20 protein-coding genes are annotated in these 24546 nt (G+C 45.5%); 7 read left to right on the plus strand and 13 right to left on the minus strand.

Annotated features, from left to right (window positions below; all coding sequences use genetic code 11):
- Positions 1-281 precede the first annotated feature (281 nt).
- Positions 282-998, plus strand: a complete 717-nt coding sequence (locus P2A85_RS23965) for a polysaccharide deacetylase family protein (protein WP_377475864.1) — start codon at positions 282-284, stop codon at positions 996-998.
- Between the two features lie 12 nt (positions 999-1010).
- On the opposite strand, the gene P2A85_RS23970 is transcribed toward P2A85_RS23965, so the two are convergent.
- Both P2A85_RS23970 and P2A85_RS23975 read right to left on the minus strand, forming a co-directional pair.
- Positions 1011-1904 (minus strand): lipid-A-disaccharide synthase-related protein, encoded by an 894-nt coding sequence (locus tag P2A85_RS23970; protein WP_377475865.1) that lies wholly within the window; start codon positions 1902-1904, stop codon positions 1011-1013.
- Positions 1822-2214, minus strand: coding sequence for a hypothetical protein (locus P2A85_RS23975; RefSeq protein ID WP_377475866.1), 393 nt, complete (start codon positions 2212-2214; stop codon positions 1822-1824). The genes P2A85_RS23970 and P2A85_RS23975 overlap by 83 nt, the downstream gene beginning before the upstream one ends.
- Positions 2215-2324: 110 nt before the next feature.
- Between P2A85_RS23975 and P2A85_RS23980 the strand changes: the two genes are divergently transcribed.
- The 3 genes from P2A85_RS23980 to P2A85_RS23990 all read left to right on the plus strand — a co-directional run bounded on the left by P2A85_RS23980 (position 2325) and on the right by P2A85_RS23990 (position 5578).
- Positions 2325-3488, plus strand: coding sequence for a GuaB3 family IMP dehydrogenase-related protein (locus tag P2A85_RS23980; protein WP_377475867.1), 1164 nt, complete (start codon positions 2325-2327; stop codon positions 3486-3488).
- A 383-nt stretch (positions 3489-3871) separates the two neighbouring features.
- Positions 3872-4195, plus strand: coding sequence for a thioredoxin (gene trxA / locus P2A85_RS23985; RefSeq protein ID WP_340523999.1), 324 nt, complete (start codon positions 3872-3874; stop codon positions 4193-4195).
- Between the two features lie 315 nt (positions 4196-4510).
- The gene (locus P2A85_RS23990; protein ID WP_377475868.1) at positions 4511-5578 is read left to right on the plus strand and encodes an LOG family protein; all 1068 of its coding nucleotides are present in this window, start codon (positions 4511-4513) and stop codon (positions 5576-5578) included.
- 136 nt (positions 5579-5714) lie between these two features.
- Here P2A85_RS23990 and P2A85_RS23995 read toward each other — a convergent pair whose 3' ends face one another.
- From P2A85_RS23995 to P2A85_RS24020, 6 genes are all read right to left on the minus strand, one after another.
- Positions 5715-6599 (minus strand): SH3 domain-containing protein, encoded by an 885-nt coding sequence (locus P2A85_RS23995; protein ID WP_377475869.1) that lies wholly within the window; start codon positions 6597-6599, stop codon positions 5715-5717.
- A gap of 101 nt (positions 6600-6700) precedes the next feature.
- Positions 6701-7843, minus strand: a complete 1143-nt coding sequence (locus tag P2A85_RS24000) for an RNA-guided endonuclease InsQ/TnpB family protein (RefSeq protein ID WP_377475870.1) — start codon at positions 7841-7843, stop codon at positions 6701-6703.
- A 285-nt stretch (positions 7844-8128) separates the two neighbouring features.
- On the minus strand, positions 8129-9175 hold the full coding sequence (gene hisC, locus P2A85_RS24005; protein WP_377475871.1) for a histidinol-phosphate transaminase: 1047 nt from the start codon (positions 9173-9175) through the stop codon (positions 8129-8131).
- Between the two features lie 46 nt (positions 9176-9221).
- Positions 9222-9935, minus strand: coding sequence for a glycerophosphodiester phosphodiesterase (locus P2A85_RS24010; RefSeq protein ID WP_377475872.1), 714 nt, complete (start codon positions 9933-9935; stop codon positions 9222-9224).
- Entirely contained in the window at positions 9932-10786 is an 855-nt protein-coding gene (locus P2A85_RS24015; protein WP_377475873.1) for an alpha/beta fold hydrolase, read from the minus strand. Before P2A85_RS24015 ends, P2A85_RS24010 begins: the two co-directional genes overlap by 4 nt.
- Positions 10787-12009: 1223 nt before the next feature.
- A complete protein-coding gene (locus tag P2A85_RS24020; protein ID WP_377475874.1) occupies positions 12010-13272 on the minus strand; it encodes an esterase-like activity of phytase family protein in 1263 nt (420 codons plus the stop codon).
- 78 nt (positions 13273-13350) lie between these two features.
- Here P2A85_RS24020 and P2A85_RS24025 point away from each other — a divergent pair, with 78 nt between their 5' ends.
- On the plus strand, positions 13351-14628 hold the full coding sequence (locus P2A85_RS24025) for a tetratricopeptide repeat protein (protein WP_377475875.1): 1278 nt from the start codon (positions 13351-13353) through the stop codon (positions 14626-14628).
- 136 nt (positions 14629-14764) lie between these two features.
- On the opposite strand, the gene P2A85_RS24030 is transcribed toward P2A85_RS24025, so the two are convergent.
- Together P2A85_RS24030 and pheS are read right to left on the minus strand one after the other, a co-directional pair.
- Positions 14765-15169, minus strand: a complete 405-nt coding sequence (locus P2A85_RS24030; RefSeq protein WP_377475876.1) for an ABA4-like family protein — start codon at positions 15167-15169, stop codon at positions 14765-14767.
- A 24-nt stretch (positions 15170-15193) separates the two neighbouring features.
- Positions 15194-16198 (minus strand): phenylalanine--tRNA ligase subunit alpha, encoded by a 1005-nt coding sequence (gene pheS / locus P2A85_RS24035; protein WP_377475877.1) that lies wholly within the window; start codon positions 16196-16198, stop codon positions 15194-15196.
- A gap of 188 nt (positions 16199-16386) precedes the next feature.
- Between pheS and surE the strand changes: the two genes are divergently transcribed.
- Together surE and P2A85_RS24045 are read left to right on the plus strand one after the other, a co-directional pair.
- Positions 16387-17193 (plus strand): 5'/3'-nucleotidase SurE, encoded by an 807-nt coding sequence (surE, locus tag P2A85_RS24040; protein ID WP_377475878.1) that lies wholly within the window; start codon positions 16387-16389, stop codon positions 17191-17193.
- A gap of 599 nt (positions 17194-17792) precedes the next feature.
- On the plus strand, positions 17793-18191 hold the full coding sequence (locus tag P2A85_RS24045) for a hypothetical protein (protein ID WP_377475879.1): 399 nt from the start codon (positions 17793-17795) through the stop codon (positions 18189-18191).
- A gap of 241 nt (positions 18192-18432) precedes the next feature.
- On the opposite strand, the gene carB is transcribed toward P2A85_RS24045, so the two are convergent.
- From carB to P2A85_RS24060, 3 genes are all read right to left on the minus strand, one after another.
- Positions 18433-21738, minus strand: coding sequence for a carbamoyl-phosphate synthase large subunit (gene carB, locus P2A85_RS24050; RefSeq protein WP_377475880.1), 3306 nt, complete (start codon positions 21736-21738; stop codon positions 18433-18435).
- Between the two features lie 495 nt (positions 21739-22233).
- Positions 22234-23232, minus strand: a complete 999-nt coding sequence (locus tag P2A85_RS24055; RefSeq protein ID WP_377475881.1) for a glycosyltransferase family 8 protein — start codon at positions 23230-23232, stop codon at positions 22234-22236.
- A gap of 63 nt (positions 23233-23295) precedes the next feature.
- Complete coding sequence (locus P2A85_RS24060) at positions 23296-24522, minus strand: HEAT repeat domain-containing protein (protein WP_377475883.1); 1227 nt, start codon at positions 24520-24522, stop codon at positions 23296-23298.
- Positions 24523-24546: the final 24 nt, after the last annotated feature.

Raw genomic sequence — 24546 nt, forward strand, 5'->3', positions numbered from 1 at the left:
CAATAGGACTTATGCACGGGTGGTCAGAAACCGGGTTTTTTTGAGAATACTTCGTTAAAGTCCGCAGAAACCGCCAAAAACCCGGTTTATGCAGGTTTTGTGCGTAATACCAATTTAATGTGAAGTTGCACATATCTCGATCCCCCTCGCATCCCCCTTAAGAAGGGGGACTTTGATCGGGATCTTGTCCCCCCCTTATTAAGGGGGGCTAGGGGGGATCTGATTCTACGGGGCCTCATAAAAAATTGGTATAAGTCCCGATCGCTTTCATTCTAAATCGAGTGCGTGCAACTATGCGAATCGGTAAAAATTTACAAAAGTTTCTGCTTTTGACAATAGCCTTATTTTTCGCAGCATCGCTGCTGATTAACGTTACTAAATTTCACAATTATTTCGGCATCAACCGCGCCGATACGGAAGTGAAAGTTGTGGCGCTTACCTACGATGACGGCCCCTATCCTCCCTATACAAATCAGCTTTTAGATATTTTAGACCGCTATGGAGTTAAAGCTACTTTTTTTGAAATCGGTCGCAATATTGAGAAACATCCTGAAATCGTGCCGATGATTATTGCGAGGGGAAATGAGTTGGCAAATCATTCCTATTCTCACAAGGATATGATGTTTAAACCCCGCGAGTATCTGCTGGCGGAAATTTCAAAAACCGACAAACTTTTGCGGGATTTAGGCGTTAAGCAGGATAGTATTAGTTTTCGACCACCTTGGGGTCGGAGATTTTTAGTTTTGTCTTATTTACTGTCCCAAATGCACAAAAAATTGATTATGTGGGATGTGGACTCCCAAGATTATGAAAAAACACACACCGTGGAAGATATTGCAAATCAGGTGATTAATCATGTGCGTTCTGGTTCGATTGTGGTGATGCACGATGGCGGAGGCGATCGCTCCAAAACAGTAGCAGCAACAGAGATTATTGTCAAGACTTTGCAGTCTCAAGGTTACAAATTTAAAACTGTTTCTGAGTTGCTAAAAAATTAATATAACTGTAGATCAAAGATTGTTGACCGCGAAATCAGCAATCTTGATGCTAGCACCCGATCGCCCCATTCTTTCTAAGCCATTCTTCGCGCACCGGGCTAAATAAGCTTCGTCTTGCAAAGTCCGATAGACCCCTAAAGCAGCTTCTTTAAGAACCTCGTGGTTCGCTGGTTGTTTGGCAAATACCTGTACCGATTCACCTAAAAGTCTGTGTTGAGCTTCCGCAAATCTATAGGTAAATGATGGCCCGTTTCCGGCTACGGAAATTACTGGTTTTCCCAAGCCCACGGCTTGTTCTACAGCAGTTCCTGTCATGCCAATTACTAAATTAGCGTGTTGTAAAATATCTGCAAAAGCATCGGAATAGCAAAGCACTTTCACACCTAATTTATGGGGGTAATTATCTTGGAGAGCGGACAAACAAAGTTTTCCTGAGTGATTTTCCCAGCCAGACCGCAGGGCAATATTATCTAATTCTGGCATCAAAGAGGGAACTAAAGCAGCGATAAACTGGAGAGGTTGTGAACCTAAATCTACTATTTCTTTAACTAATTGTAGTAATAAAATTAAATTGTCACTGGCTTCCGGGAGGCGGGAACCGGGGAGAAGGGCGATGGTCGGAACTTCTGGTATTAACTGCAAATCTTTGACAGTAGAATGGAGGTTGTCCATGACTGGATTGCCGACAAATTTGGCTTTTTTTAAACCTTGTCGATTTAAGTCAGCAGCAGTCAAAGCGTCTCTGGTAAAGACCGCAAGACATTTAGGGGAGGAGAGTAAACGCGGTAAGATGAAACCTAAATTGACTCGACCTTCATAATAACTAGAATGAGCGGACAGAAAAATTATATAGGGGCGATCGGTCAAATGGGCGATCGCGGCAACTACAATATCCCCAGTGGCCACAACTAAATCGCAGTGAGACGAATGTCTTGACGACAGCGCGCAATTGCTGCCAAGTCAAAGCAATCAGCCCTGCCCCAATATCTTTGACCAAAAATATTGGATTCATGTAAAAAACGCCACCGGAGGGCATTTTACTGGTAGGCCCAATCATCTGTACACCCGATCGGGCGTAAGCTGCCCCGTCACCGACAATCGGCATCGCGGCGACATCGACATCGGAGCCAGATGCTCTCAAAGCGGACAAAATTTGACAGTTAATCGCGTCTTCCCCGTGGCCATTACTGAGGAAGAGTAGGCCTTTAAATTTCATATAATCGGAATCAAGAGCGAGCTTTTTTCCACTGAGTTGGGCGATCGCTACCTGCCGACAGGCTACGATTTTGTTACTCTAATTTAAATACATTGTGGAAGTGAAACAGCGTGAATATTGAAATTGGGCGGGGCAAAAGTGCTCGCCGAGCTTACGGCATAGATGAAATCGCGCTTGTACCCGGACAGCGCACCCTCGATCCGAGTCTGGCAGACACCAGGTGGCAGATTGGCGGGATCGATCGCGAAATCCCGATTATCGCCAGCGCCATGGACGGAGTAGTCGATGTCCGCATGGCCGTTTTGCTGTCGGAATTGGGAGCACTGGGGGTCCTCAACCTAGAAGGAATTTATACCCGCTATGCCGACCCCCAGCCAATATTAGAGCGCATCGCTTCTGTCGGGAACCACGAATTCGTCTCCTTGATGCAGAAACTCTATGCCGAACCCATCAAGCCAGAATTAATCGGTCAGCGAATTAGAGAAATTAAAGATGGAGGAGGGATTGCCGCCGTCAGCGCTACCCCCGCCGGGGCGAGCAAATACGGTTCAACAGTTGCAGCAGCAGGAGCCGATATATTTTTCATACAAGCAACTGTAGTGTCAACAGCTTTCCTTTCCCCGGAATCGGTAACGCCTCTAGACTTAACTCAATTTTGCCAAGAGATGCCCATACCAGTAGTTTTGGGCAACTGCGTCACCTACGAAGTCGCCCTCAATCTAATGAAAACAGGCGCTGCTGGCATTCTGGTAGGCATTGGACCGGGAGCTGCTTGTACTTCCCGTGGTGTGCTGGGTGTGGGCGTTCCCCAAGCAACAGCAGTAGCAGACTGTTCCTCCGCGCGGGACGACTACTATCGCGAAACTGGCAAATACGTGTCGGTGATTGCTGACGGTGGTTTAATTACCGGTGGCGATATCTGTAAGTGCATTGCTTGTGGTGCTGATGGCGTGATGATTGGTTCTCCCTTCGCTAGGGCCGCAGAAGCCCCCGGCCGTGGATTCCACTGGGGGATGGCAACCCCCAGCCCCGTTTTGCCCCGTGGCACTCGCATTCGCGTGGGGACAACGGGTACTTTGAAGCAGATTCTCCGAGGTCCGGCCCAACTCGACGATGGGACTCACAACTTGTTAGGAGCTCTGCAAACTAGCATGGGAACCCTTGGTGCTAAGGACATTAAGGAGATGCAGCAAGTGGAAGTGGTGATTGCTCCTTCTCTGCTGACGGAGGGTAAGGTCTATCAGAAAGCTCAGCAATTGGGTATGGGTAAGTAGATTTGCTTGCAACGTACAAGCTTACCTTTACAAATTTTGTGAGATAGTCTCGAAATTTACATAATGTTGTGGAATTATCGAGGTGGAGGTGTCACAATAGAGTAAGCGGAGACACAAGTTTCCGTTCACTCCTCACACCACACTCCGCCCGAACTACTGTTTGGGCGGTTCCTTTTGTGCGGTAATGCTAGATATTACTTGCTCAGTAAGGGTTTGAGGCTTTGATTTGCGTCGCCACGTCGATCGATCGCCATCCCTCTTCCTTGTGCCAACTGCCAACTGTCAACTGCCAACTGCCAACTGCCTAAAATATTTAGTGCGACTGGTTACACTTTTTGCTAGAATTATAAACCGAGAAATAGTATTTACAAGGATGGCTAGGGATGTCAGCAGCCGCGCAAGTAACCGACTCTACCTTCAAGCAGGAAGTGCTCGATAGCGAAGTTCCAGTTTTAGTTGATTTTTGGGCTCCTTGGTGCGGGCCCTGTCGGATGGTCGCCCCTGTCGTAGATGAAATTGCTCAGCAATTTGATGGACAGGTGAAGGTAGTAAAAGTTAATACCGACGAAAATCCTAACGTGGCTAGTCAATACGGTATCCGCAGTATTCCAACACTGATGATATTTAAGGGCGGTCAGCGGGTGGATATGGTGGTTGGGGCAGTTCCGAAAACTACTCTGGCTAACACTTTGGAAAAGTACATTTAACCACTTTTGAAGATCTACCAAAATCTACCCAAATATATCCAAATTGGGTAGTGACTGGGAGGTTGATTAACAGTAAGACTTTTTCTGACTTTGTTAACAATAACTTACATTTGCCAGAGGTCTTCATATCGGTAACAGTTTCATGCCATATTCCAAGACCTTTCCTGGAATTAAGGATATCTTTGAGAAAAAGTACCTTGCAGGAACAGGATCGAACCTAGGTTAATTGATTCCTGAACACTACTTGTGGCGGATGAGTGTGGTTGTACCCTCGATGTTAAGTTGCTATTAATTGTTGCAGTTACATAAAAATTCATGATTCCTTCTCCGTCTGGCAAAGCTTTTGAATCTCTCCAGGCTAAGGTGATAGATTTGATCGATCGCTTGCCTCTGTTGAAGCACCAAGAGTGGATCGGACGATCGCTCTCTACTCTAGTGCGAATAGCCGGAGAGGATCTAGATCGCCTAGACTGGAAAATTATCTCCGCATCTCTGGGAGATATGGAAAAGGCTTTCTCCATGTTTTATCCTTACCGTCACGTTCGCAAAATAGTGATTTTTGGTTCGGCAAGGGTGTCCCCGGAGTCGCCCGAATATCAGATAGCCAAAGATTTTGCGACAGCCATTACCCAACAGGGGTTTATGGTGATTACTGGCGGTGGCGGGGGCATCATGCAAGCAGGGAATGAGGGGGCCACTGCTGAACATTCTTTTGGACTGAATATTAATTTGCCTTTCGAGCAAGGTTCTAATCCTTTCATTGCCGGTGATGGCAAATTGCTCAATTTTAAATATTTTTTCACTCGCAAGTTGTTTTTTTTGCGGGAAAGCGATGCTTTGGCTCTGTTTCCAGGCGGTTTCGGCACTCTGGATGAGGCTTTTGAGTGTCTGACTTTGATTCAAACGGGCAAGTTTGGACCTGCTCCTGTGGTGTTAATCGATCGACCAGGTGGCGATTATTGGCAGGATTTGGATGCTTTTGTGCAAAAACAATTGCGGGGGAGGGGTTTGATTTCCGGCGACGATCGCAGTTTATATACGGTGACAGATAATGTGGAATTAGCCTGCGAGGCGATCGCCAATTTTTATCTAGTTTATCACTCGTGTCGCTACGTGAATGAAAAACTGGTAATTCGGTTAAAATCGGAACTTTCTGATGATAGTGTCGATCGGTTAAATACGGATTTCAGCGATATTTTAATCCAGGGTAAAATTGAAAAAACTCAAGCTTTACAAGCAGAAGTCGGAGACGAAAGTTTCGATTTACCAAGGCTAATATTGCATTTCAACCAGCGACATATAGGCAGGCTATATCAGCTAATTGCTACTATCAATCAAATGGGTGCAGATTCCCCGGAAGCAGCCCATCCCGAACAAAAATAGTGAGTAGAGGACTTATTGATGAAACTTTATGGAACAAGGTAATAGGTAATGGGTAATAGGTAATGGGTAATAGGTAATTAGTAATGCCCCATACCCCATGCCCTATGCCCCATGACCCATTACCCATTACCTCATCTTACTTGCACATAATCAAATTGCCAGCAGATATAAATCCAGGCGCAGGGGCGGAAATTTCCACCCAATTACGATTTTCTCCATTCTTATCTTTCACAGACTGGTAATTGGGCACCAGCGTTACTTTGCCGTTAGCCGCGACGCTACCTTTAATCGCAGAAGTTTTGGAAGCATCCGCGCGGATAATTAGACCATTGGGTGCTACACGAGGTTCTACTTGGCGGCACAGACTTACAGGGCCAGGGGCGGGCGCTGGGGCTGGTGCGGGTGCTGGCGCTGGTGCTGGCGCTGGTGCTGGGGCTGGCGCTGGTGCTGGCGCTGGGGCTGGCATCGGGGCGGGCGCGGGCGCTGGTGCTGGGGCCGGCATCGGCGCTGGTGTGGGTTTTGGCGTTGGTGTCGGGGCGGGCGCTGGGGCTGGGGCGGGCGCTGGTGCTGGTGCGGGGGCTGGTGCGGGGGAAGGACTCGGAGTCACGGCGCTTCCTGTGGTACAGGAAACTAAATTACCCTCGTTATTGGGATATCCAACTGCCACATAACCCTTTACCGGAGCGGTAATTTCCATCCAGAGGCGGCCGTCGGAGCCTTTAATGGTAGTCGCGCCGCTAGCCAAGGTTACTTGAGTGTTCATGGCGACACCGCCAACTCTAGCAGCTTTGGTTTCTGGACCCTGGCGAACAGTCAAACCCTCTTTGGGAGTAACTTTCCGACAAAGGCTCCCAGCTTGGGCTATTTGAAAGGTGGGGCTATTTGTGAAGGAAATATTGTCGCTGATATTGGATGTTGATTCAGCTACCGCAGGGATGCTATTTGCGGGCAGACTACCGACGACGAGCGCGATCGCGCTCAGCAATACAGCCGGTTTGTTCCAACCATTGATGTTTGTCATTACGTTCAACTCCTCATTTCACCACAATCATTATCTTAATTGCACTTGACATACTCACCGCCCTAAAAGTGCGGTGATTCTTGACGCTTCATTGGGTGATGCTAACCGTTGCTAGTCTTACTCTCTCTCTGCGCCCATTTAGAGTCGTGGCAATGCCCTGTCCCGACTTTATTTATATTTTTGGCTGCGTTTTCATCTCGATCGTGCTCGGTTCCGCAATTATGACACTGAACAGCTCGGATTTTTAGATCGAGTTTACCCCATTTAAAACCACAATCTGAACAGACTTGACTGGTAGGTTCCCAGCGACTAATTACCCTAAAATCGCGTCCCAGTTTCTCAGATTTGCCCTCACATAAAGCTCGGAATTCGTACCAACCTTGCTGACTAATTGCCCTAGCAAGTTTGCGATTTTTGACCATTCCCGACAGGTTCAAATCTTCCAAGATAATCACTTGGTTTTCGTTGACTATTTTGGTTGACAATTTGTGCAGGAAATCTTTACGAGTGTCGGCAATTTGACTGTGCAGTTTGGCTATTTGAATCCGAGTCTTGTTCCGACGCTTTGAGTCTTTGGGTTGACGGGCTAACTTTTTCTGAAGTTTGCGAATTTTTCGATCGAGAGCTTTGTAGTTAGAACTTTCCGCTCGATCGCCATCACTCATCACCGCAAAAGTTTTGATACCCAAATCAATCCCGATGCTTTGGTTCTTGGCATCAACTTGAATAGGTTTAACTTCTACGACAAAGCTTAAAAAATAGCGATTAGCACAGTCCTTGATAACAGTTACAGAACTAGGTTCTGACGGTAGACTCCTAGACCAAATCGGTTTGACATTACCTATTTTAGCTAAGTAAACCTCATCCCCTTTCAGGGAAAAACCACCTATTCTAAACCGTGCCGACTGGCTCTTAGTCCTTTTTTTGAATTTGGGATAGCCTACCTTTCGCCCCTTTCTTTTCCCTTTGCAAGATTCAAAAAAGTTCTTAAATGCTGTCTCCAAATCAGATACAGACTGTTGCAAAGGGACACAGGAGACTTCACTCAACCAAGCCCTTTCTTTGGTTTGTTTAGCTTGAGTGATTACTATCTTCTGAAGCTCGGCCGACTTAGGCTTCTTTTCGGACTGTTTACACAAAGCTAAGGCATCATTCCAGACTACACGGACACAACCAAATAACAGAGCAAAGCTCTGTCTTTGTTGGTCGGTTGGGTAGAATCTGTACTGATACCTTGCTTTCATTATTTTCTACTATTTACTTGTTCTATCATACTAGATTTTGCTAGCAATATCAAGAAGAATTAAAGCCGTCCTATAAGGACGGGGCTTGTATCCCATTTTATTGGTCAATATAGCAAAAAAGTGGATGGGTCTTTTGGTCTTTCCACATCTAGCTGTGTTTAACATTTTTAGGTTAATACGTCAATATTTATTCACATAAATTAATTTTAACTCCTTGGTGAAAGTCCCGACTTCTTTAAGAAATCAGGACTGTGGGTGTTTTATTTTTTTTGTGTCTCTAGTTACTTATAAAATTTTGGTCAAAATTTTAACTAATATTTGATTCTGTGCCTCCGTACCTACAGTAATTCGCAACTTATCTGCTAATCGGGGTTGATTGAAGTATCGAATCAATATTCCCTCTTGTTTCAGTCTTTGATAAATCCTTTCCGCATCGCCCTGGGGCGGACGGACTAACAAAAAGTTGGTTTGGGATGGCCAAATGTCAAAGCCTAATTCTTTGAGGCTGAGGGCTAATTTTTGTCGTGAAGCTTTAATCTTTTCGGCATTGGCTGTTTTGTAGGTCTGGTCTGCGATCGCCTCCGCAGCCACTAGATAAGCTAAAGCATCCACATTATAACTGTCTTTAATTTTATTTAACTCAGCTATCAAGGCAGGATTTGTAATGCCAAAACCTAGCCTCAATCCGGCTAGGGAGTAACCTTTAGAAAGCGTCCTCAAAACTATAACATTATTGTAGGTTTTTGTCAACTCCAAAGCATGATTTTCTGCAAAATCCACATAAGCTTCATCAATCACAAGAATGCCAGATAAACCCCTAGCTAGTTGCTCCAAATCTGCTAGAGGTATCGCCGTTCCCGATGGACTATTTGGTGAAGCCACAAAAGTGACAGCACCTTGGGCTGCTATTAGTAAATCAACAGGTAACTGATAGTCATCGGGATAGGGAATTTCGACTAATTCCACATCTTGAATTTCTGCCAAAGTGCGATACAATACATAGGTTGGGGAAGGACAAACCACCTGTTTACCAGTTTCGCCCACGGCGCGAACTATCAAGTTTAACAAATCATCGCTACCGTTACCTACCACGATCCAATCATCAGGAACTCCCAGGACTTGACTGGCTGCGATGCGGAATTGTTTACCAGTGGGATCTGGATAGCGCCGCAGTATCTCCCCGTCTATTTCCTGAAGCACTTTTAAAGCTTTTGGAGAAGGTGGATAGGGATTTTCATTAGAATTGAGTTTAATAATTTTAGTACCTAGTGGTGGTTGTTCCCCTGGTACATAGCCAGACATTTCGTGGATTTTTTGGCGAAAGTAATTCATCTATTATTATGGGCTTAGATCGGGATTCATTGGTAGTGAAAAAAAATTATATCAAACAATTAGTGACAATCCGTGTTATGCCTAAATCAAGTAACTTTTGCAAATCTTCTCGATCGTCCACCGTCCAGGCCACAATGTCAACTCCCTGACTGCGGCTTTCTGCAATCAATCCAGGATTTGCCAGCAAAACACTATACAAAGTGCTAATGAGACGATCGCCCTTAACTACAGATTGAGCCAATTGAGCTTGGTACGCTTCCAGATTAGCAACAATATGTCCGAGTGGCAAATCATCAGCTATTTGGCGCACTTGTTCGAGAAATCCATCGTTAAAGGAAGTAATCACGCATTTTTCAGTGATTCCACCCTCCTGCAAAGTATTGACAAAATCTGCTACTTCTGAATTAGACCATTCGCAGTGGGGTTTGACATCAAAGTAGAGAAATTGGTCAACTTGTTTGAGGAGAGGTAATGCTGCGGTTAAGGTGGGGATTTTTTGTCCTGAAAATTCATCTCTGAACCATTTACCTGCATCCAGTGACTGCAATTCCCGTAAGTTTTTGTCCCTGACTTTACCAGAAACACCAGTAATCCTATCGAGTGTCGCGTCGTGGAAAATGACTGGTATGCTGTCAGCCGATAGCTGGATGTCTAATTCGATGGAATGAGCGCCACGGGCGATCGCCTGTTCAAAAGCTGCTAAGGTATTCTCAGGGGCGATCGAAGAAAAACCCCGATGGGCAATAATTTCTAAACTCATGATTTTGTTGTATCTAAAAATTCAGCCACAGTCTGATTAAAAGTTGCCGCTTCTACCAAAAAACACCAGTGATTTCCCGGTACTTTCTGTATGGTAAGATTTTTCAAGTATCTCTGATAGGGCTGGAGTTGCCAATCCATGCGATTCACACCTTTTTCGGGCTGGATTAACAAAGTTGGAATGTGAATATTTTCAGTTAAACCAGCAACTTGCATCACTTCTGTAAATATCTGATTGCGGGCGGGAATCACAAATTTACTACCCCAAGTACCATCGGATTTTTGCTCGATTTGCTGTTGGAATACAATTTGTTGCATCTCACTCCAAGCTGCGTATTCTCCTGAGAGTTTGGCTGCTGTTTCCGCTGCGGATAAAGTAGCAAAAGGGCCCATACATTTGAGACAATCTAATTTGCGGTAAAGAAGTGGTAGGGTGAGTTTCATCACAGCGGGAAGTTTGGTGATGAAGATGGGGTCTACTAAAATCATACTGCAAAAGCGATCGGGATTTTGTCTGGCCCAAATTGGCGCTAGCTTTCCCGTCCAAGAATGTCCGAGAATGTGAGCCTGGGACCAGTTGAGGTGTGCCATCAAAGCTTCTAAATCGGCGATCGCACTTTCAAAAGTATAGCCGATATCTGGTTTGGTACTCTCGCCATGTCCGCGCATATCTGGCGCTACAATATGGTAGCGGTTTGACAAATAATTTCCCAGACTCATCCAGACAACTGCACTATCTGCTAAACCATGTAACAACAGCAAGCGTGGAACTTGTTGTGATGCTGTTTTTGGTCGCCATTCTAAGTAAGAAATTTCGATTTCTGGCAAAACTAATGTGTGACGAGTTGGCATCTTTGTTAATTAAACTTATTTAAAATTAACTGATTTATCAACTTAAGTCTGAAAGCCAGTCACAGATATCCTCCCTAGCCCCCAGGGCTGTTTCATTCTCAAAAAAACGATGATGGGGAATAATAGCTGGTAAAAGACCCACCCCTAGCCCCTCCCAGGAGGGGAACCGGATCGAGAGTCCCAGACCCTCCAGAGAGGGTCTGGGGCTGGGCTGTTTCATTCTCAAAAAAACGACGATGGGGAATAATAGCTGGTAAAAGACCCACCCCTAGCCCCTCCCAGGAGGGGAACCGGATCGAGAGTCCCAGACCCTCCAGAGAGGGTCTGGGGCTGGGCTGTTTCATTCTCAAAAAAACGATGATGGGGAATAATAGCTGGTAAAAGACCGACCCCTAGCCCCTCCCAGGAGGGGAACCGGATCGAGAGTCCCAGACCCTCCAGAGAGGGTCTGGGGCTGGGCTGTTTCATTCTCAAAAAAACGACGATGGGGAATAATAGCTGGTAAAAGACCCACCCCTAGCCCCTCCCAGGAGGGGAACCGGATCGAGAGTCCCAGACCCTCCAGAGAGGGGGTGTGTCGGCTCTAGCTCCCCTCTAGAGAGGGGCTGGGGGTGTGTCGGCTCTAGCTCCCCTCTAGAGAGGGGCTGGGGGTGTGTCGGCTCTAGCTCCCCTCTAGAGAGGGGCTGGGGGTGTGTCAGCTCTAGCTCCCCTCTAGAGAGGGGCTGGGGGTGTGTCGGCTCTAGCTCCCCTCTAGAGAGGGGCTGGGGGTGTGTCAGCTCTACCTCCCCTCTAGAGAGGGGCTGGGGCTGTGTCAGCTCTACCTCCCCTCTAGAGAGGGGCTGGGGCTGTGTCAGCTCTACCTCCCCTCTCTAGAGGGGCTGGGGGTGTGTCGGCTCTAGCTCCCCTCTAGAGAGGGGCTGGGGCTGTGTCAGCTCTACCTCCCCTCTAGAGAGGGGCTGGGGGTGTGTCAGCTCTACCTCCCCTCTAGAGAGGGGCTGGGGCTGTGTCAGCTCTACCTCCCCTCTAGAGAGGGGCTGGGGCTGTGTCAGCTCTACCTCCCCTCTAGAGAGGGGCTGGGGCTGTGTCGGCTCTAACTCCCCTCTAGAGACGAGGATAAATACACACCATGCTTTCAAGCAATTGTTGACACTAATAGCTTTCGGCCCTATTCCACAAAGACGGGATTTGATTGTGGGGAACGGATCATAGCCAGCCCCTATCGCCTAATATTTGCCTTTGAGACTCAACAAAATAAACTGAGTTTTTTGTGCTTCATCAAAACTGTCATCGCTGACTAAAACTAAACTTTGGCTACCATCTGGTAAGCGCGGTCCCAAGGTCATTCCTTCTAAGTTATACAACGGAATTCCTAATTCGCTCAAGTCTAAGAGCAATTTTTTCCTCACAGGTTCAACTACAGACAACCCCCCTTTGAAACTCTTGATTCTCGAAGTATCTGTAGCTGCTCCTACTGCTACTTGATAAATCCGCGCGCCGTATCCTGAAAGCCCAAAAGAACGCTCTAAACTCAAAAATTGACCGCCACCAACAGTTACTAATTCTGTTAAACCGTTCAAAATACTTAAAGGAACTTGGTCTAAAGTGTAAAGATTTTCTGATATCAATTGCGGTGTTTGGTTGACTATGATATAATGCAGTATCCGAATTTTACTAGCATTTTCGGGGTCTAGGTCTTGCATTAAAGGGGCTTCTGTGGCCACAAACAAACGAAACGGATCGAGACCACCTGGACTAAAAGTTTCGGGGTCAATTGTCAGAGATTCAAATCCCAAATTATCTAAGACTCCTTGCTGCTGTTTCTCATCGCTAGCATCGGGAAGATAGCGCTGGGGAATTGGCAATTCCCCCCGCCAATTGCCAGTTTTGAGGTCAAATTCTCCCACAAAGGGAGGAATGCCAACGTGAGTGACACCTTCGCTGGCGACAAAGACGGAATTGCGGGGAGAAAGAGCGATACCTTCAGGATTGATGGCCCCCCAAGAGAATGTTTGGCCATCTGCTTTTTTGAGAGAAGTCACAGCTTCAATAGCAACTTTTTTCAGACGAATATTGGCTGCATCTGGTAATTTGAGGTCTAGTCGGAGACTGTAAAATCTGGCTTCTCCGTTTTCGCTGGGGTCGTCGGAAATAGCGTAAAAACGATAACCTTGGGAAGTCCCTGGGCTCATTCCTTTGGAGTCGTAGGTAATTCCTGATAAGCCTCCGACGGGGACTCCTTCAAAATTAATTTTTGGTAATTGGTAGTCTCCCAGAAATTCTAGGGACATTTCCGGGAAAGAGCGGTCTTTTGCTGCTGCGGGAGGCGGTGCACAAGCTGTGCAAATAGTTAACAAAATTAAGGCTAAACTGAATAAGCGTAAAATGCGATCGCCCAGGCTCTTAAAATCCAAATAATTGCTCAGTGCGGTAATTTTTATTGGGCTGTTTTGGTTCAATTCTTGGCTTTTGTGCCATCTTTGTGACATAATATATACCGTTTTGTAGATATGCAAAACTTGATGTTTCGGGAATCGATAGGGGTTCGCTCCCACCAAATTTTGAGGATGGGAATTTCTGTACCCATCGGGTGCTTGCTTTTCTTGTGGCTATGTGCTAGTTCAATTGCTAGCGCTCAAACCACTCCACCAGGTTTGGATCAATTTTCTCCTAATCCGTTAGAGATTACCACACCCGATCCGTTAACTCCCACGAATGAATCTTTGAGTAGCACTCAGCGGGATGAATTGAGCGTGGCTTTAGATGGCTTAAACTTAGAAGCATTGGCTAAACTGCAAGCTGGAGATGGAGTGGGTGCTTTTGATATTTGGTTCCGAGAATTGCGCCTGCGACGCTATCTGGGCCCGGCGGTGGAAATTGCTGCTTTGAGTCGGGTAGGAAGTGTGGCTTGGAGTAACAGTAAAACCATTGAATTACAGTTTATTACTCAACGGCTCCAAGTAATTCAAAAACAAGTCAAATCTCAGGTACCAGTTGATATTGATTTACTGCGAGTTTTGGCTGCTGCTTTTCAACAAGTGCGTGCTAAGGGCCCGACTATAGAAGTTTATCAACAAATTCTTGACAATGCGCGGCAGCAACAGGATATTTTGGCTGAGGGTCAGACTTTAAAGGCGATGGGGCTAATTCATATCAATTGGTTGAGTTATGAAAAAGCTGCTGCTGTGTATGAGGAATTGGCAAGTTTAATTCAGGAAAATCGCGCTTTGTTTGCTGCAAACTCTGTGGTTTCGACTCCGCCTGTGGTGGCGGGGAATGGTGCGCCTCCTGTGGCTGTAACTCCTCCCACTGAGGTGGATTCTCTGAGACAGTTGGCCTATGTTTACCACCAGTCTAAACAACATCTGAAGGCGATCGCGGCTAGGGAGAAATTGGTATCAGTATATATGAATCTGCAAAATCCTAACGCTGTACCACCGCTAAAAATTGCGATCGCTGCGGATTACGAAACCCTAGGTCAAATCAATTTAGCGGCTCAATACTATCAGGAAGCATACAATTTAGCCGTCCCCATTCAACAGTATGCCCACGCTAGCGAAGCGTTGGAAAAATTAGCATTGCTTTATCGATCGCAAAAACAGTGGGAACCGACTTTGCGGATTTATCAAATGCAGTTACTGTTAGAAGAACGGGCTTATAACTTGTATGGATTGATGAATGCTTACGATAATCTTGGTCAAGTTTATCAGGAGATGAAAACCTACAACAAAGCTTTAGAAGCTTATCAAAAAGCCTTGGATGTGGCTAAAAGATTGGGACACAGACAAGAGTATTTTGATAAAAAAATTCTCAAGGTTAACAAGCAATTGCAAAGGACTTCGTAACATGGGCTGAATTGGTAAGGTGCGTCAGTTCCAGAACCTTAAAAATTGTTTAAAAAACTCTCCTGACGCACCCGACAATTCGATTTTAAGAAGAAGGAAGAAGTCACCCCCCCCTGCCCCCCCCAAGGGGGGAAATTCAGGAAGAAGGAAGAAGAATGTGAGACAGCAATCCCATCTGACCTGCAAATAGACACAATGCGAGGGAATGAATCGTCCAAACTCCGGTGCGTTGTCCTTCTAAGTAAATCCAACGCCCGACAAATAAGTCCATCACTAAAAAATGTATCCATCCTGTAGCTGCGGCGGTTTCTTCCCCAAGAAATTTGGCGATATCTGCTAGTTTGGGATTTGACAAAGCCGCAGCATTTTCTGGGGTGATGCTGGTAACAAACAAATAGATATACATCAGGGCGAGCACTACAAAGGGGATGAAGGAATTCATCACTTTTCGAGTAATTCCCCAGTTTGGTAGTAAAATCATGATTGCCCAGAAGGGCAAAACGAACAGGTTTCCTACTGTAAAAATTAGTTCTGGTGTCATCTTAAATCACGGCTATATGGTTAGTTAAAATTGGCGTAAAAAGCGCAAATCGCTGGCATAAACCCGACGAATATCATCAATTTCATGCAGTACCATTGCGAAGCGCTCGACACCAAAACCTGCGGCAAAACCACTGTATTTTTCCGGGTCTAAACCAACTCCTTTCAGAACATTAGGATCGACCATGCCGCATCCTAAAACTTCTAGCCATTTACCATTCCACTGCAAATCTACTTCGGCAGACGGTTCTGTAAACGGAAAATAACTGGTGCGAAAACGAATGGGCAAATCTTGCCCGAACATTTGTCGCAAAAATTCTTTGATTGTGCCTTTCAAGTCAGTAAATGTCAGCCCTTCATCTATGGCCAAAAGTTCAATTTGATGGAAGACGGCGGCGTGGGTAGCATCGACGGTATCGCGGCGGTAAACGCGGCCGGGAGAGACAATCCGAATCGGGGGTTTGTGCTGTTCCATGTAGCGAATTTGCACCGAGGATGTTTGGGTTCGCAGCAGGTTTCCGCCTGGGAGATAAAAGGTATCTTGCATATCCCGCGCTGGGTGGTCTGGCGGGGTGTTTAGTGCTTCAAAATTGTAATAGTCTGTTTCCATTTCTGGGCCGTTGGCTACGGTGTAGCCGAGGCCAACAAAGATATCTAAAGCGCGGTCTATGACGCTGTTTAAGGGGTGTATTCTGCCTTGGGGTCGAAAAATCCCAGGCATGGTGACATCGAGGGTTTCTGAGGCTAGTTTGGCTTGGATTTGGGCGGTTTGGAGGGAGGTGCGTTTGTCTTCTAAATCTGTTTGTAGGGCTTCTTTGACGATATTGGCGATCGCACCTAGTTTCGGTCGCTGATCTGGCGGCAGTTTGCCCATCATGCCTAAAACTTGAGAGAGTTGACCTTTTTTACCTAGGTAATTGACGCGCAACTGTTCGAGTTGTTCGAGGGTATTAGTGGTGGCGATCGCACTTTTGGCTTCTTGGCCTAGGGTTTCTAGTTGGGTTTCAATGTCGCTCTTCTGGACAGTCATTTTAGATTTTAGATTTTAGATTTTAGATTGATGGCTGTTGGAGCCAAGCTGAGTTTAGCGCAATTTGAGTGCGAGTAGCTGGTTGATTTGAGATTTGAGATCTGAGTCGGTAATTGGTAATTAGAGGCCAAAGCGATCGCCAGACTTGAATTTAGTTTAGTATTGTCATGTGGCCTACAAAACTTTTCATGAAACTTCTAATTAGCAACGACGACGGCATCTTTGCACAAGGCATCCTCCGCCTCGCCAACGCACTCGCCGCCGCTGGTCATGACGTCAGCGTAGTTTGTCCCGACAGAGAACGGTCGGCGACAGGTCACGGTCTCACCCTGCACCAACCCATCCGCGCCGAAGTTGTCGAATCTATTTTTGACCCAGCAGTCAAAGCTTGGGCTTGTTCCGGTACTCCTGCTGACTGCGTGAAACTAGCTTTGTGGGCTTTACTGGACAAACCGCCAGATTTTGTTCTGGCCGGTATTAATCACGGCCCGAATTTAGGAACGGATATCATTTGTTCTGGGACGGTTTCGGCGGCGATGGAAGGAATTATGGAAGGCATTCCCAGCATAGCTTTCAGCCTTGCGAGCTATAGTTCCCTGGAATTTGAGCCGGCAGTAAATTTTGCGGTGAGTTTGCTCTCACAGTTGGAAAAACAACCTATGGCAAAACCCATGTTGTTGAATGTGAATATACCAGCGGTTAAACAAGCTGAAATTACCGGAGTTGCGATCGCCCGTCAAGGTATTCGCCGCTATTTCGATATATTTCAAAAGCGTACCGATCCCCGCGGCAAAACTTATTATTGGCTAGCTGGGGAATTGTTAGAAGATGTGGAAGAAACCTCAGAAACCTCTGATTTTCGAGATATTCCTACGGATGTACAAGCAATTGGCGACCATAAAATTACGATTACTCCTCTTCAATACAACCTCACCTGTGGCGGAGACTTGCATAGTTTACAGGATTGGAAATTTAAAGGTTTTACAATGAATTGAGATCCGATCTGGCGGATATCAGAGGTTGATTAACAGTAAGACTTTTTCTGACATTTGGTAACAATCACTTACATTTGCCTTCTTGTCTTGATGTCATGTAGAATGAATTTAGTCGCTCGGATTTAGGTGAAAAACCTTGGTAGTAAGCAACCTCTATCTAAATAAGTTGCCTCTACAGTATCAAAGCAAATAATCAAAGTGGCTAAATGCGGTCACGCGAAAACCAAGCTGAACGCTCATAGTACAAGTGCTTGTAGAGATTTCTACGGGCATTGGTTGATACGCCTTAGTTGAGATCAGTTCTCAACTTATGTATTTGTTAGCAAACGTTAGCAAAAAAGTATCGGTAAACTAGGAATTAAGGAAAAGTACCTCTTTAGGCAGGGCGGTTTCATTCTCCAAAAAACGAGGGCTTTGTAGGGTTAGTGCCCCGTGCCTACCCCCCCACCGACTATTTTCCGTCATTTCAGGCATTGGGGCAACCACGGGGGGATTGCCCCTACAAAGAATCAAACCGCCCTGCCTCTTTAGGTCTATGCCCTAGGCATTAGCGCTGGCTCTCTATTAGTTATTGGTTTTTTTACTCAAGAAAAACAGTTATGAACGCTCCCACCTACAACACTCATTCTGTCACTTGTCCGATTTGCAACCGTTCCAGCATCGTCGGGGCTGTGGGGATGGTTAGCGGACTATTCAGTTGTCCTCACTGTCATTCCCATTTGGTAATTAGTTGGAGCGGTCATTTTGTCCGCGATCCTTTTAGCCTGAAACAATTAACGGTGGGGAAAATGCTCAGGCGCGAGAGCAGACCTCTAGCTCGCATTCAGCGCGATTTGGGGCTTGGGAAGCATTTGCCGTTGTTGGCTCTGTTGGGAAGTGCTGTATTTCTGGGATTTGCGATCGTGACGACGGAACAATCCTTACCGCGACAGCAGCCGTTTCAAGGATTTTTAGAGTGGGTGAGTGGGAGTGGCAATTCCCAGGGTGTCTCTCGTTAACATTTCGCTACATGAATTTTGACACTCAATGCGTTTAAATTTATCTTCTTTTAGGTATAGATAATTTAGCCCCCGGATTAATCTGGGGGCAGTCTTTTGATGAGGATTGAATCAAAGGCGATCGATCTACTCTACTACCTGAAAATTAATTTCTACCTACGCCCCACCCTCATCTCAAGCCTGATTGTGTTAAGAAAAATGTGAATCAGCCATGGCTCAAAAAGGGAAGGGCGATGGAAATTTAGGGGTAATAATCCTGAATTGCTTTTACCTCCATTGGGTTAGATTTGAGCGATCGAATTCCCGCCGCCGTCGCTTTCGCACCGGCAATGGTGGTAATAATCGGAATTTTGTAGGTTAATGCTGTGCGACGGATAAAGATGCCGTCGGCGCGGGACTCTTCACCAGAAGGTGTGGTGATAATTAGTTGAATTTTCTCGTTCTTGATCGAATCCAACAAGTTGGGCCGCCCTTCATGGAGTTTTAAGACCAAATCTACATCTAAACCTTGCTCTTCCAATACTTTGCGAGTACCATGAGTGGCTACTACTTTGAAACCTAATTCCAAGAATTCCTTGACAACTGGTACAACTGGTAGTTTGTCCCGATCGCGCATGGAAACCAGTACAGTTCCTGACAGTGGCATGACTTGTCCAGCACCCAATTGAGCTTTGGCGAAGGCCTTGCCAAAATCGGTGTCAATCCCCATGACTTCGCCAGTCGATCGCATTTCTGGCCCTAACAAAGTATCTGTTCCAGGGAACTTAGCAAAGGGTAGTACGGCTTCTTTCACCGAAACGTGAGTGGGTACAACTTCTTTAGTAAAACCTAAAGCTTCCAGAGTTTGACCAGACATTACCCGCGAGGCCATTTTTGCTAGGGGTACTCCGATCGCCTTGGAGACAAAAGGCACTGTTCGAGAAGCCCGTGGGTTCGCTTCCAAAATGAAAACTTGCTCTCCTTGAACCGCAAATTGAATGTTCATCAACCCGATCACTTTCAGGGCTTTGGCTAATTCCACTGTCTGGCGGCGAATTGTTTCTAAAGCTGCTTCAGTAAGTGTTTGGTAAGGGATGGTACAAGCAGAGTCGCCGGAGTGAATTCCCGCTTCCTCAATGTGTTCCATAATGCCCCCGATAGTGACATTACCTGTAATATCGGCGATCGCGTCTACATCTACCTCTGTCGCATTTTCCAAGAACTTGTCAATTAAAATCGGATGGTCTGGTTCTACCAGCACCGCATAGGTCATGTAACGTTCCAATTCAGTATCGGAATAAACAATTTCCATGGCTCGGCCACCTAACACGTAGCTGGGGCGCACTACTACTGGATAACCAATCCGTTGAGCTACGATTAAAGCATCCTCAAAACTGCGCGCCAACCCGTTAGCAGCTTGCTGAATATTCAACTTTCGCAGAATTTTTTCAAACCTTTCCCTGTCTTCAGCAGTATCAATGGAATCCGGCGAAGTTCCCCATATTTTTGTTTGTACGTCTGGATGATTTTCCAGGGCTTTTTGTAAAGGCAGTGCTAATTTCAACGGGGTTTGTCCGCCAAATTGAATTATGACTCCCTCTGGATTTTCCGCCTCGATAATGTTGAGGACATCTTCTTTGGTTAGGGGCTCAAAATACAGGCGATCGCTGGTATCATAATCCGTCGAAACCGTTTCTGGGTTGGAGTTAACCATGATTGTCTCAAACCCGTCTGCTCCTAGGGAATAGGAAGCATGACAGCAACAGTAATCAAACTCAATTCCCTGTCCGATGCGGTTAGGACCACCGCCTAAAATCATTACTTTGCGCTTAGTAGAAGGCAAAACTTCTGACTCTGGGGTGAGACTTTGAGCCACCGGTGAAATCTTCTTTTCTTCATCGCCTAATTCCCAAATTGCTGTTCCCAATTCGTAGGTAGAATAGTAATAAGGCGTGAATGCTTCAAATTCGGCTGCGCAGGTATCAACGGTTTTGTAAATCGGTGTTACGCCTAAATTTTTGCGATAAGTGCGAACTTCATCTTCTGATGTTTTGGTCGCGTAAGCAATTTGGCGATCGCTAAATCCCAACTGCTTGATGGCAAACATTGTGTCTTTGGTCAACTGCTGGAGCTGAGTCCGTTTCATGAACTTCTCCGTTTCCAGCAATTCCTGCATTTTGTCCAAAAACCAAGGGTCAATTGCTGTGAGTTCAAAGATGTCTTCCACCGACATTCCCATCATCATCGCGTGGCGAACTGTGAAAATGCGATCGGGATTTGGTGTCCGCAATCCGGCGCGAATTTGTTCCAAACTAGGCAACTTTTCTGGTTTGTCGCAACCGAAACCCGCCCGACCAGTTTCTAATCCTCGCAGCGCTTTTTGGAAAGATTCATTGAAGCTACGCCCGATCGCCATTACCTCTCCCACTGACTTCATTTGCGTTGTCAGGGTCGGTTCAGAACCGGGGAACTTTTCAAAAGCAAATCGGGGAATCTTCGTCACCACGTAGTCAATTGTGGGTTCAAAAGAAGCAGGAGTTTTCTTGGTAATATCGTTAGAAATTTCATCCAGGGTGTAGCCCACTGCTAATTTTGCAGCCATTTTCGCAATGGGAAATCCTGTTGCTTTTGAGGCTAAAGCCGAGGAACGGGAAACGCGGGGGTTCATTTCAATGACGATGAAATCTCCATTTACCGGATTCACCGCAAATTGAATGTTAGAACCGCCCGTTTCAACTCCGATTTCCCGAATGATTTTAATCGAAGCATCCCGCAGGCGCTGATATTCTTTGTCTGTCAGGGTTTGAGCCGGCGCGACTGTGATGGAATCTCCGGTATGAATTCCCATCGGGTCTATATTTTCGATCGAGCAAATAATCACCACATTATCTGCTAAATCCCGCATCACTTCTAGTTCGTACTCTTTCCAACCGATTAAAGATTGTTCGATCAGAATTTGGGATACGGGGCTAGCATCAATGCCACCTTGGGCCATTTCTTCAAATTCTTCTTGATTGTAAGAAATGCCTCCTCCCGTGCCGCCCATTGTAAAAGCAGGACGGATAATTAACGGATAAGAACCGATTTGGTGCCCAATTGCTTTGGCTTCATCTAGATTGTTGGCAATTCCCGAAGGACACACTGCTACTCCAATGCGCGCCATTGCTTCTTTAAATAGCAGTCGGTCTTCTGCCATTTCAATTGCTGGTAGCTTAGCGCCAATTAACTCAACGTTGTATTTTTCTAAAACGCCATTCTTAGCGACCGCGACGGCTAAATTTAGGGCTGTTTGACCGCCCATTGTCGGTAAAATTGCTTGTGGTCTTTCTTTAGCGATGATTTGTTCGAGGATGGCTGGCGTTAGAGGTTCGATGTAGATGCGATCGGCTGTTTCTGGATCGGTCATAATCGTAGCTGGGTTGGAATTCACCAGCACTACTTCATAACCTTCTTCTCGCAAAGCTTTGCAAGCCTGCGTCCCCGAATAGTCAAACTCGCACGCTTGACCGATCACAATTGGGCCGGAACCAATTAGCAGAATTTTTTGTAAGTCTTGGCGACGGGGCATAGGTTCGTAATTGGTAGTTGGACAAGATTAACGATCGATTTTACATTTTGCACCATTGCTATCAACAGGCTAGAAAGCCTGTTCTACCCAAAGCTTACTGAAAATGGTGCAGTTATGTGATATTAATTTGAAATTGTGCACCATTCTCAGGAGTTTGAAGGCACAACCCCCCTACTCTTGGTAATATACATCGCCTGCTAAGGGTGCAGTGTATCGGTAAATCCAGACTATTTTAAGTGCTGTCGCCTAATTTGTGTTGTAAAATACAATTTACCAGGCAAACTGCTGTCAACGTTCTGCCGCTACTGGCTTCACTACCCAGACGTCGCTTTTGGATAGATAGGACCAGTCCATAATTTGATGATAATTTTTATCTAAATATTTTGGCGATCGACTAAACTCCTATAGCCAAGGACGCAAAAACCCGCTTTCTCCACCTAATTTCCTGATTTGAGGTTGAGAAAGACGGGGTTTGAGAGCTAATTTTTCCGTAATTTACCTGGATCGTTTTTTTAAATAACTCTTGATTTTTTTGATCGGGTGCCTTACCCAAGGCTCCCATCTTGCGTATTTGAGCTTTAAATTCAAAAGCCAATCAGAATTATTTTGAATTTTCGCCAGTTCATCCTTAAACGGCGTTTGAGACAACATCTCCATCCATAATTTATTCGGTTCAGGACTTTCCCAAGGTTTTGGTCGGGATATAAAGTGCATCACTTTAGTAGAAGTGTCTTCAGTATCAGGATTATTCCAGATCTGATCTAGTTGATACCACCGTCCCGCTAAAACCGAATTTGATGTCCCTTGGTCGCAATCAGACCAAAGGTTGACTTTCGCATCAGCAATCATTTTTTCTGACAACTTTTCCTCAAGCCAAAGTTTCATATTGAAAACTAATAAGCCTGCATTGAAATAAGGGTTTTTATCTTGATCATTATTGGGATTACCCCACACATTGAGCGCTGCCGCGATCGGCATTCCTTGAAAATCTAAATTCCACAGTGGCTCTAAGCTGTCCAACACAATCATATCACTGTCGAGCCAGATTAGTCTTTCTGTCGCCTTTGTGTATTTTTCCGGCTCCAATCTAGCGTAAGTTAGTTTAGAACCAGAAAGCGACATCAACTCATTGTAATTATCTTTCACTTCTTGCCATTCAATCTTATATTTGCAGCACTGTTGCAACTTTTCCTGTTGCTCTGTATTAAAACCCGTGGAGACAACTGTAATGTTAACGGACTGATTGGGGTCTGTGGTAGCATTCAGTTCTATGGATTTTAGTATTGCTGCTATTCCTAAAATGTAATTACGATCGCCAACAATGGATAAGTACATTTCACTCATTAAGGAAAGGGTCTTAATAAATAAAGTACCATAATCTTTGGTAAAATCCAATTCTCTAGATTTGACATTTGAGAAGCGACTCCAGGGGCTGGGATAATAACGGTTTTCTGCCTTCCCAGACTTGAGCCTGGGAAGGAGGATACTCTTCATTTGTTGAGTCTGCTTAGGATGACGAACTGTGAGAATCCTCAGATTATGGAACAGGTTAAAGGCTTAAGGCTTGGGTTTCTTCAGGGCATTAATTTTTGCTTTTACGGGGGAAACGCGCCGATAAAACTTAAACTTATTCAGAGCAGCACTGGCAGATTTAGCCACAACGCTGTCTGTATCTCGCAAAGCTTTTTGCAAAAGTGGAATCACTTTTTCTGACTTAATCATTCCTAAAGCTTCCACCGCTGTCTGGCGAACTTCAGGAGCGTAATCTTGAGCTAATTTTCCCAAAGTTTCTATGGCTCGCTGATTATCTATTCTCAAAGGATTCGCAGCCGCAATTTTACCTAAAGCAGATGCTGCTAATTTTCGCGATTCTGTATCCTGACTTTGAACAATTCCCATCCACTGCGCTAAGGAATAATTTGGTGTTTGTCTGACTATTTGAGGCGGTGCTGTAAATTGTGTTTGATTTAACTCTGTTGGCTCTAACTCTGGGAACTGCGAAGGTGGCGCTTCTGTTGGCTCTAACTCCCACAACTGTGACGGTGGCACTTCTGTTGGCTCTAATTCCCGAAACTGTGACGGCGGCACTTGTGTTTGATTTAACTGACTTTCATACTGCTCTTGTAAAGACTTGATGGTGAATTGCATCTGGGCTTCGTGAGCTTGTAACTGCTGATTAACTGCCGCTAATTGACTCTCGTATTCTGCTTGCAAAGATTGCAATCTTAACTGCATCTCCACTTCGCGGTTTTGATATTCCTCAGCAGTTTCTCTTAACCTAACTTCATGTTGTTGTTGCAAATTTTGGATGTTATCATCGATTTGAGCTTGATAGTTATGATGCAATTCTTCAGCCAGCTTGAGTAATTCTGCTTGGTGTTTTTGTTGCAATGAATGGATATTTTCTTGCAACTGAGAATCATGGTCGCCTGCTAATTCGGCACTCAATGTACGGAGATAATTCTCCTGTTGGCTAGTAGCTTGTCTGAGCTGATTGTCTCGGTCTTCAATAATTTTTGTGAGCTGATTTTCGTGTTCGGTAGTAACTTGTTTGAGTAAATTTTCGTGTTCGGTAGTAACTTGTCTGAGTCGCTCATCCTGTTCTACTTGCAGAGATTGGACTGTTTGCTGAATCCGAGACTGGTGAGCTCTTTCTATTTCCTCAGCAATTTGGCGAGTTTGCTCTAAGTGTTCTTTTTTTTGCTTGTTTAACCGTTTTTCCACCAAGGAGTAAGCAACTACGATGCCTACTAAAAAACCGACGATCGCTCCTATGATAGCCACAACTTAAATACCTCGCGACAAAAT

The organism is Microcoleus anatoxicus (assembly GCF_042465725.1).
Lineage (GTDB): Bacteria > Cyanobacteriota > Cyanobacteriia > Cyanobacteriales > Microcoleaceae > Microcoleus > Microcoleus anatoxicus.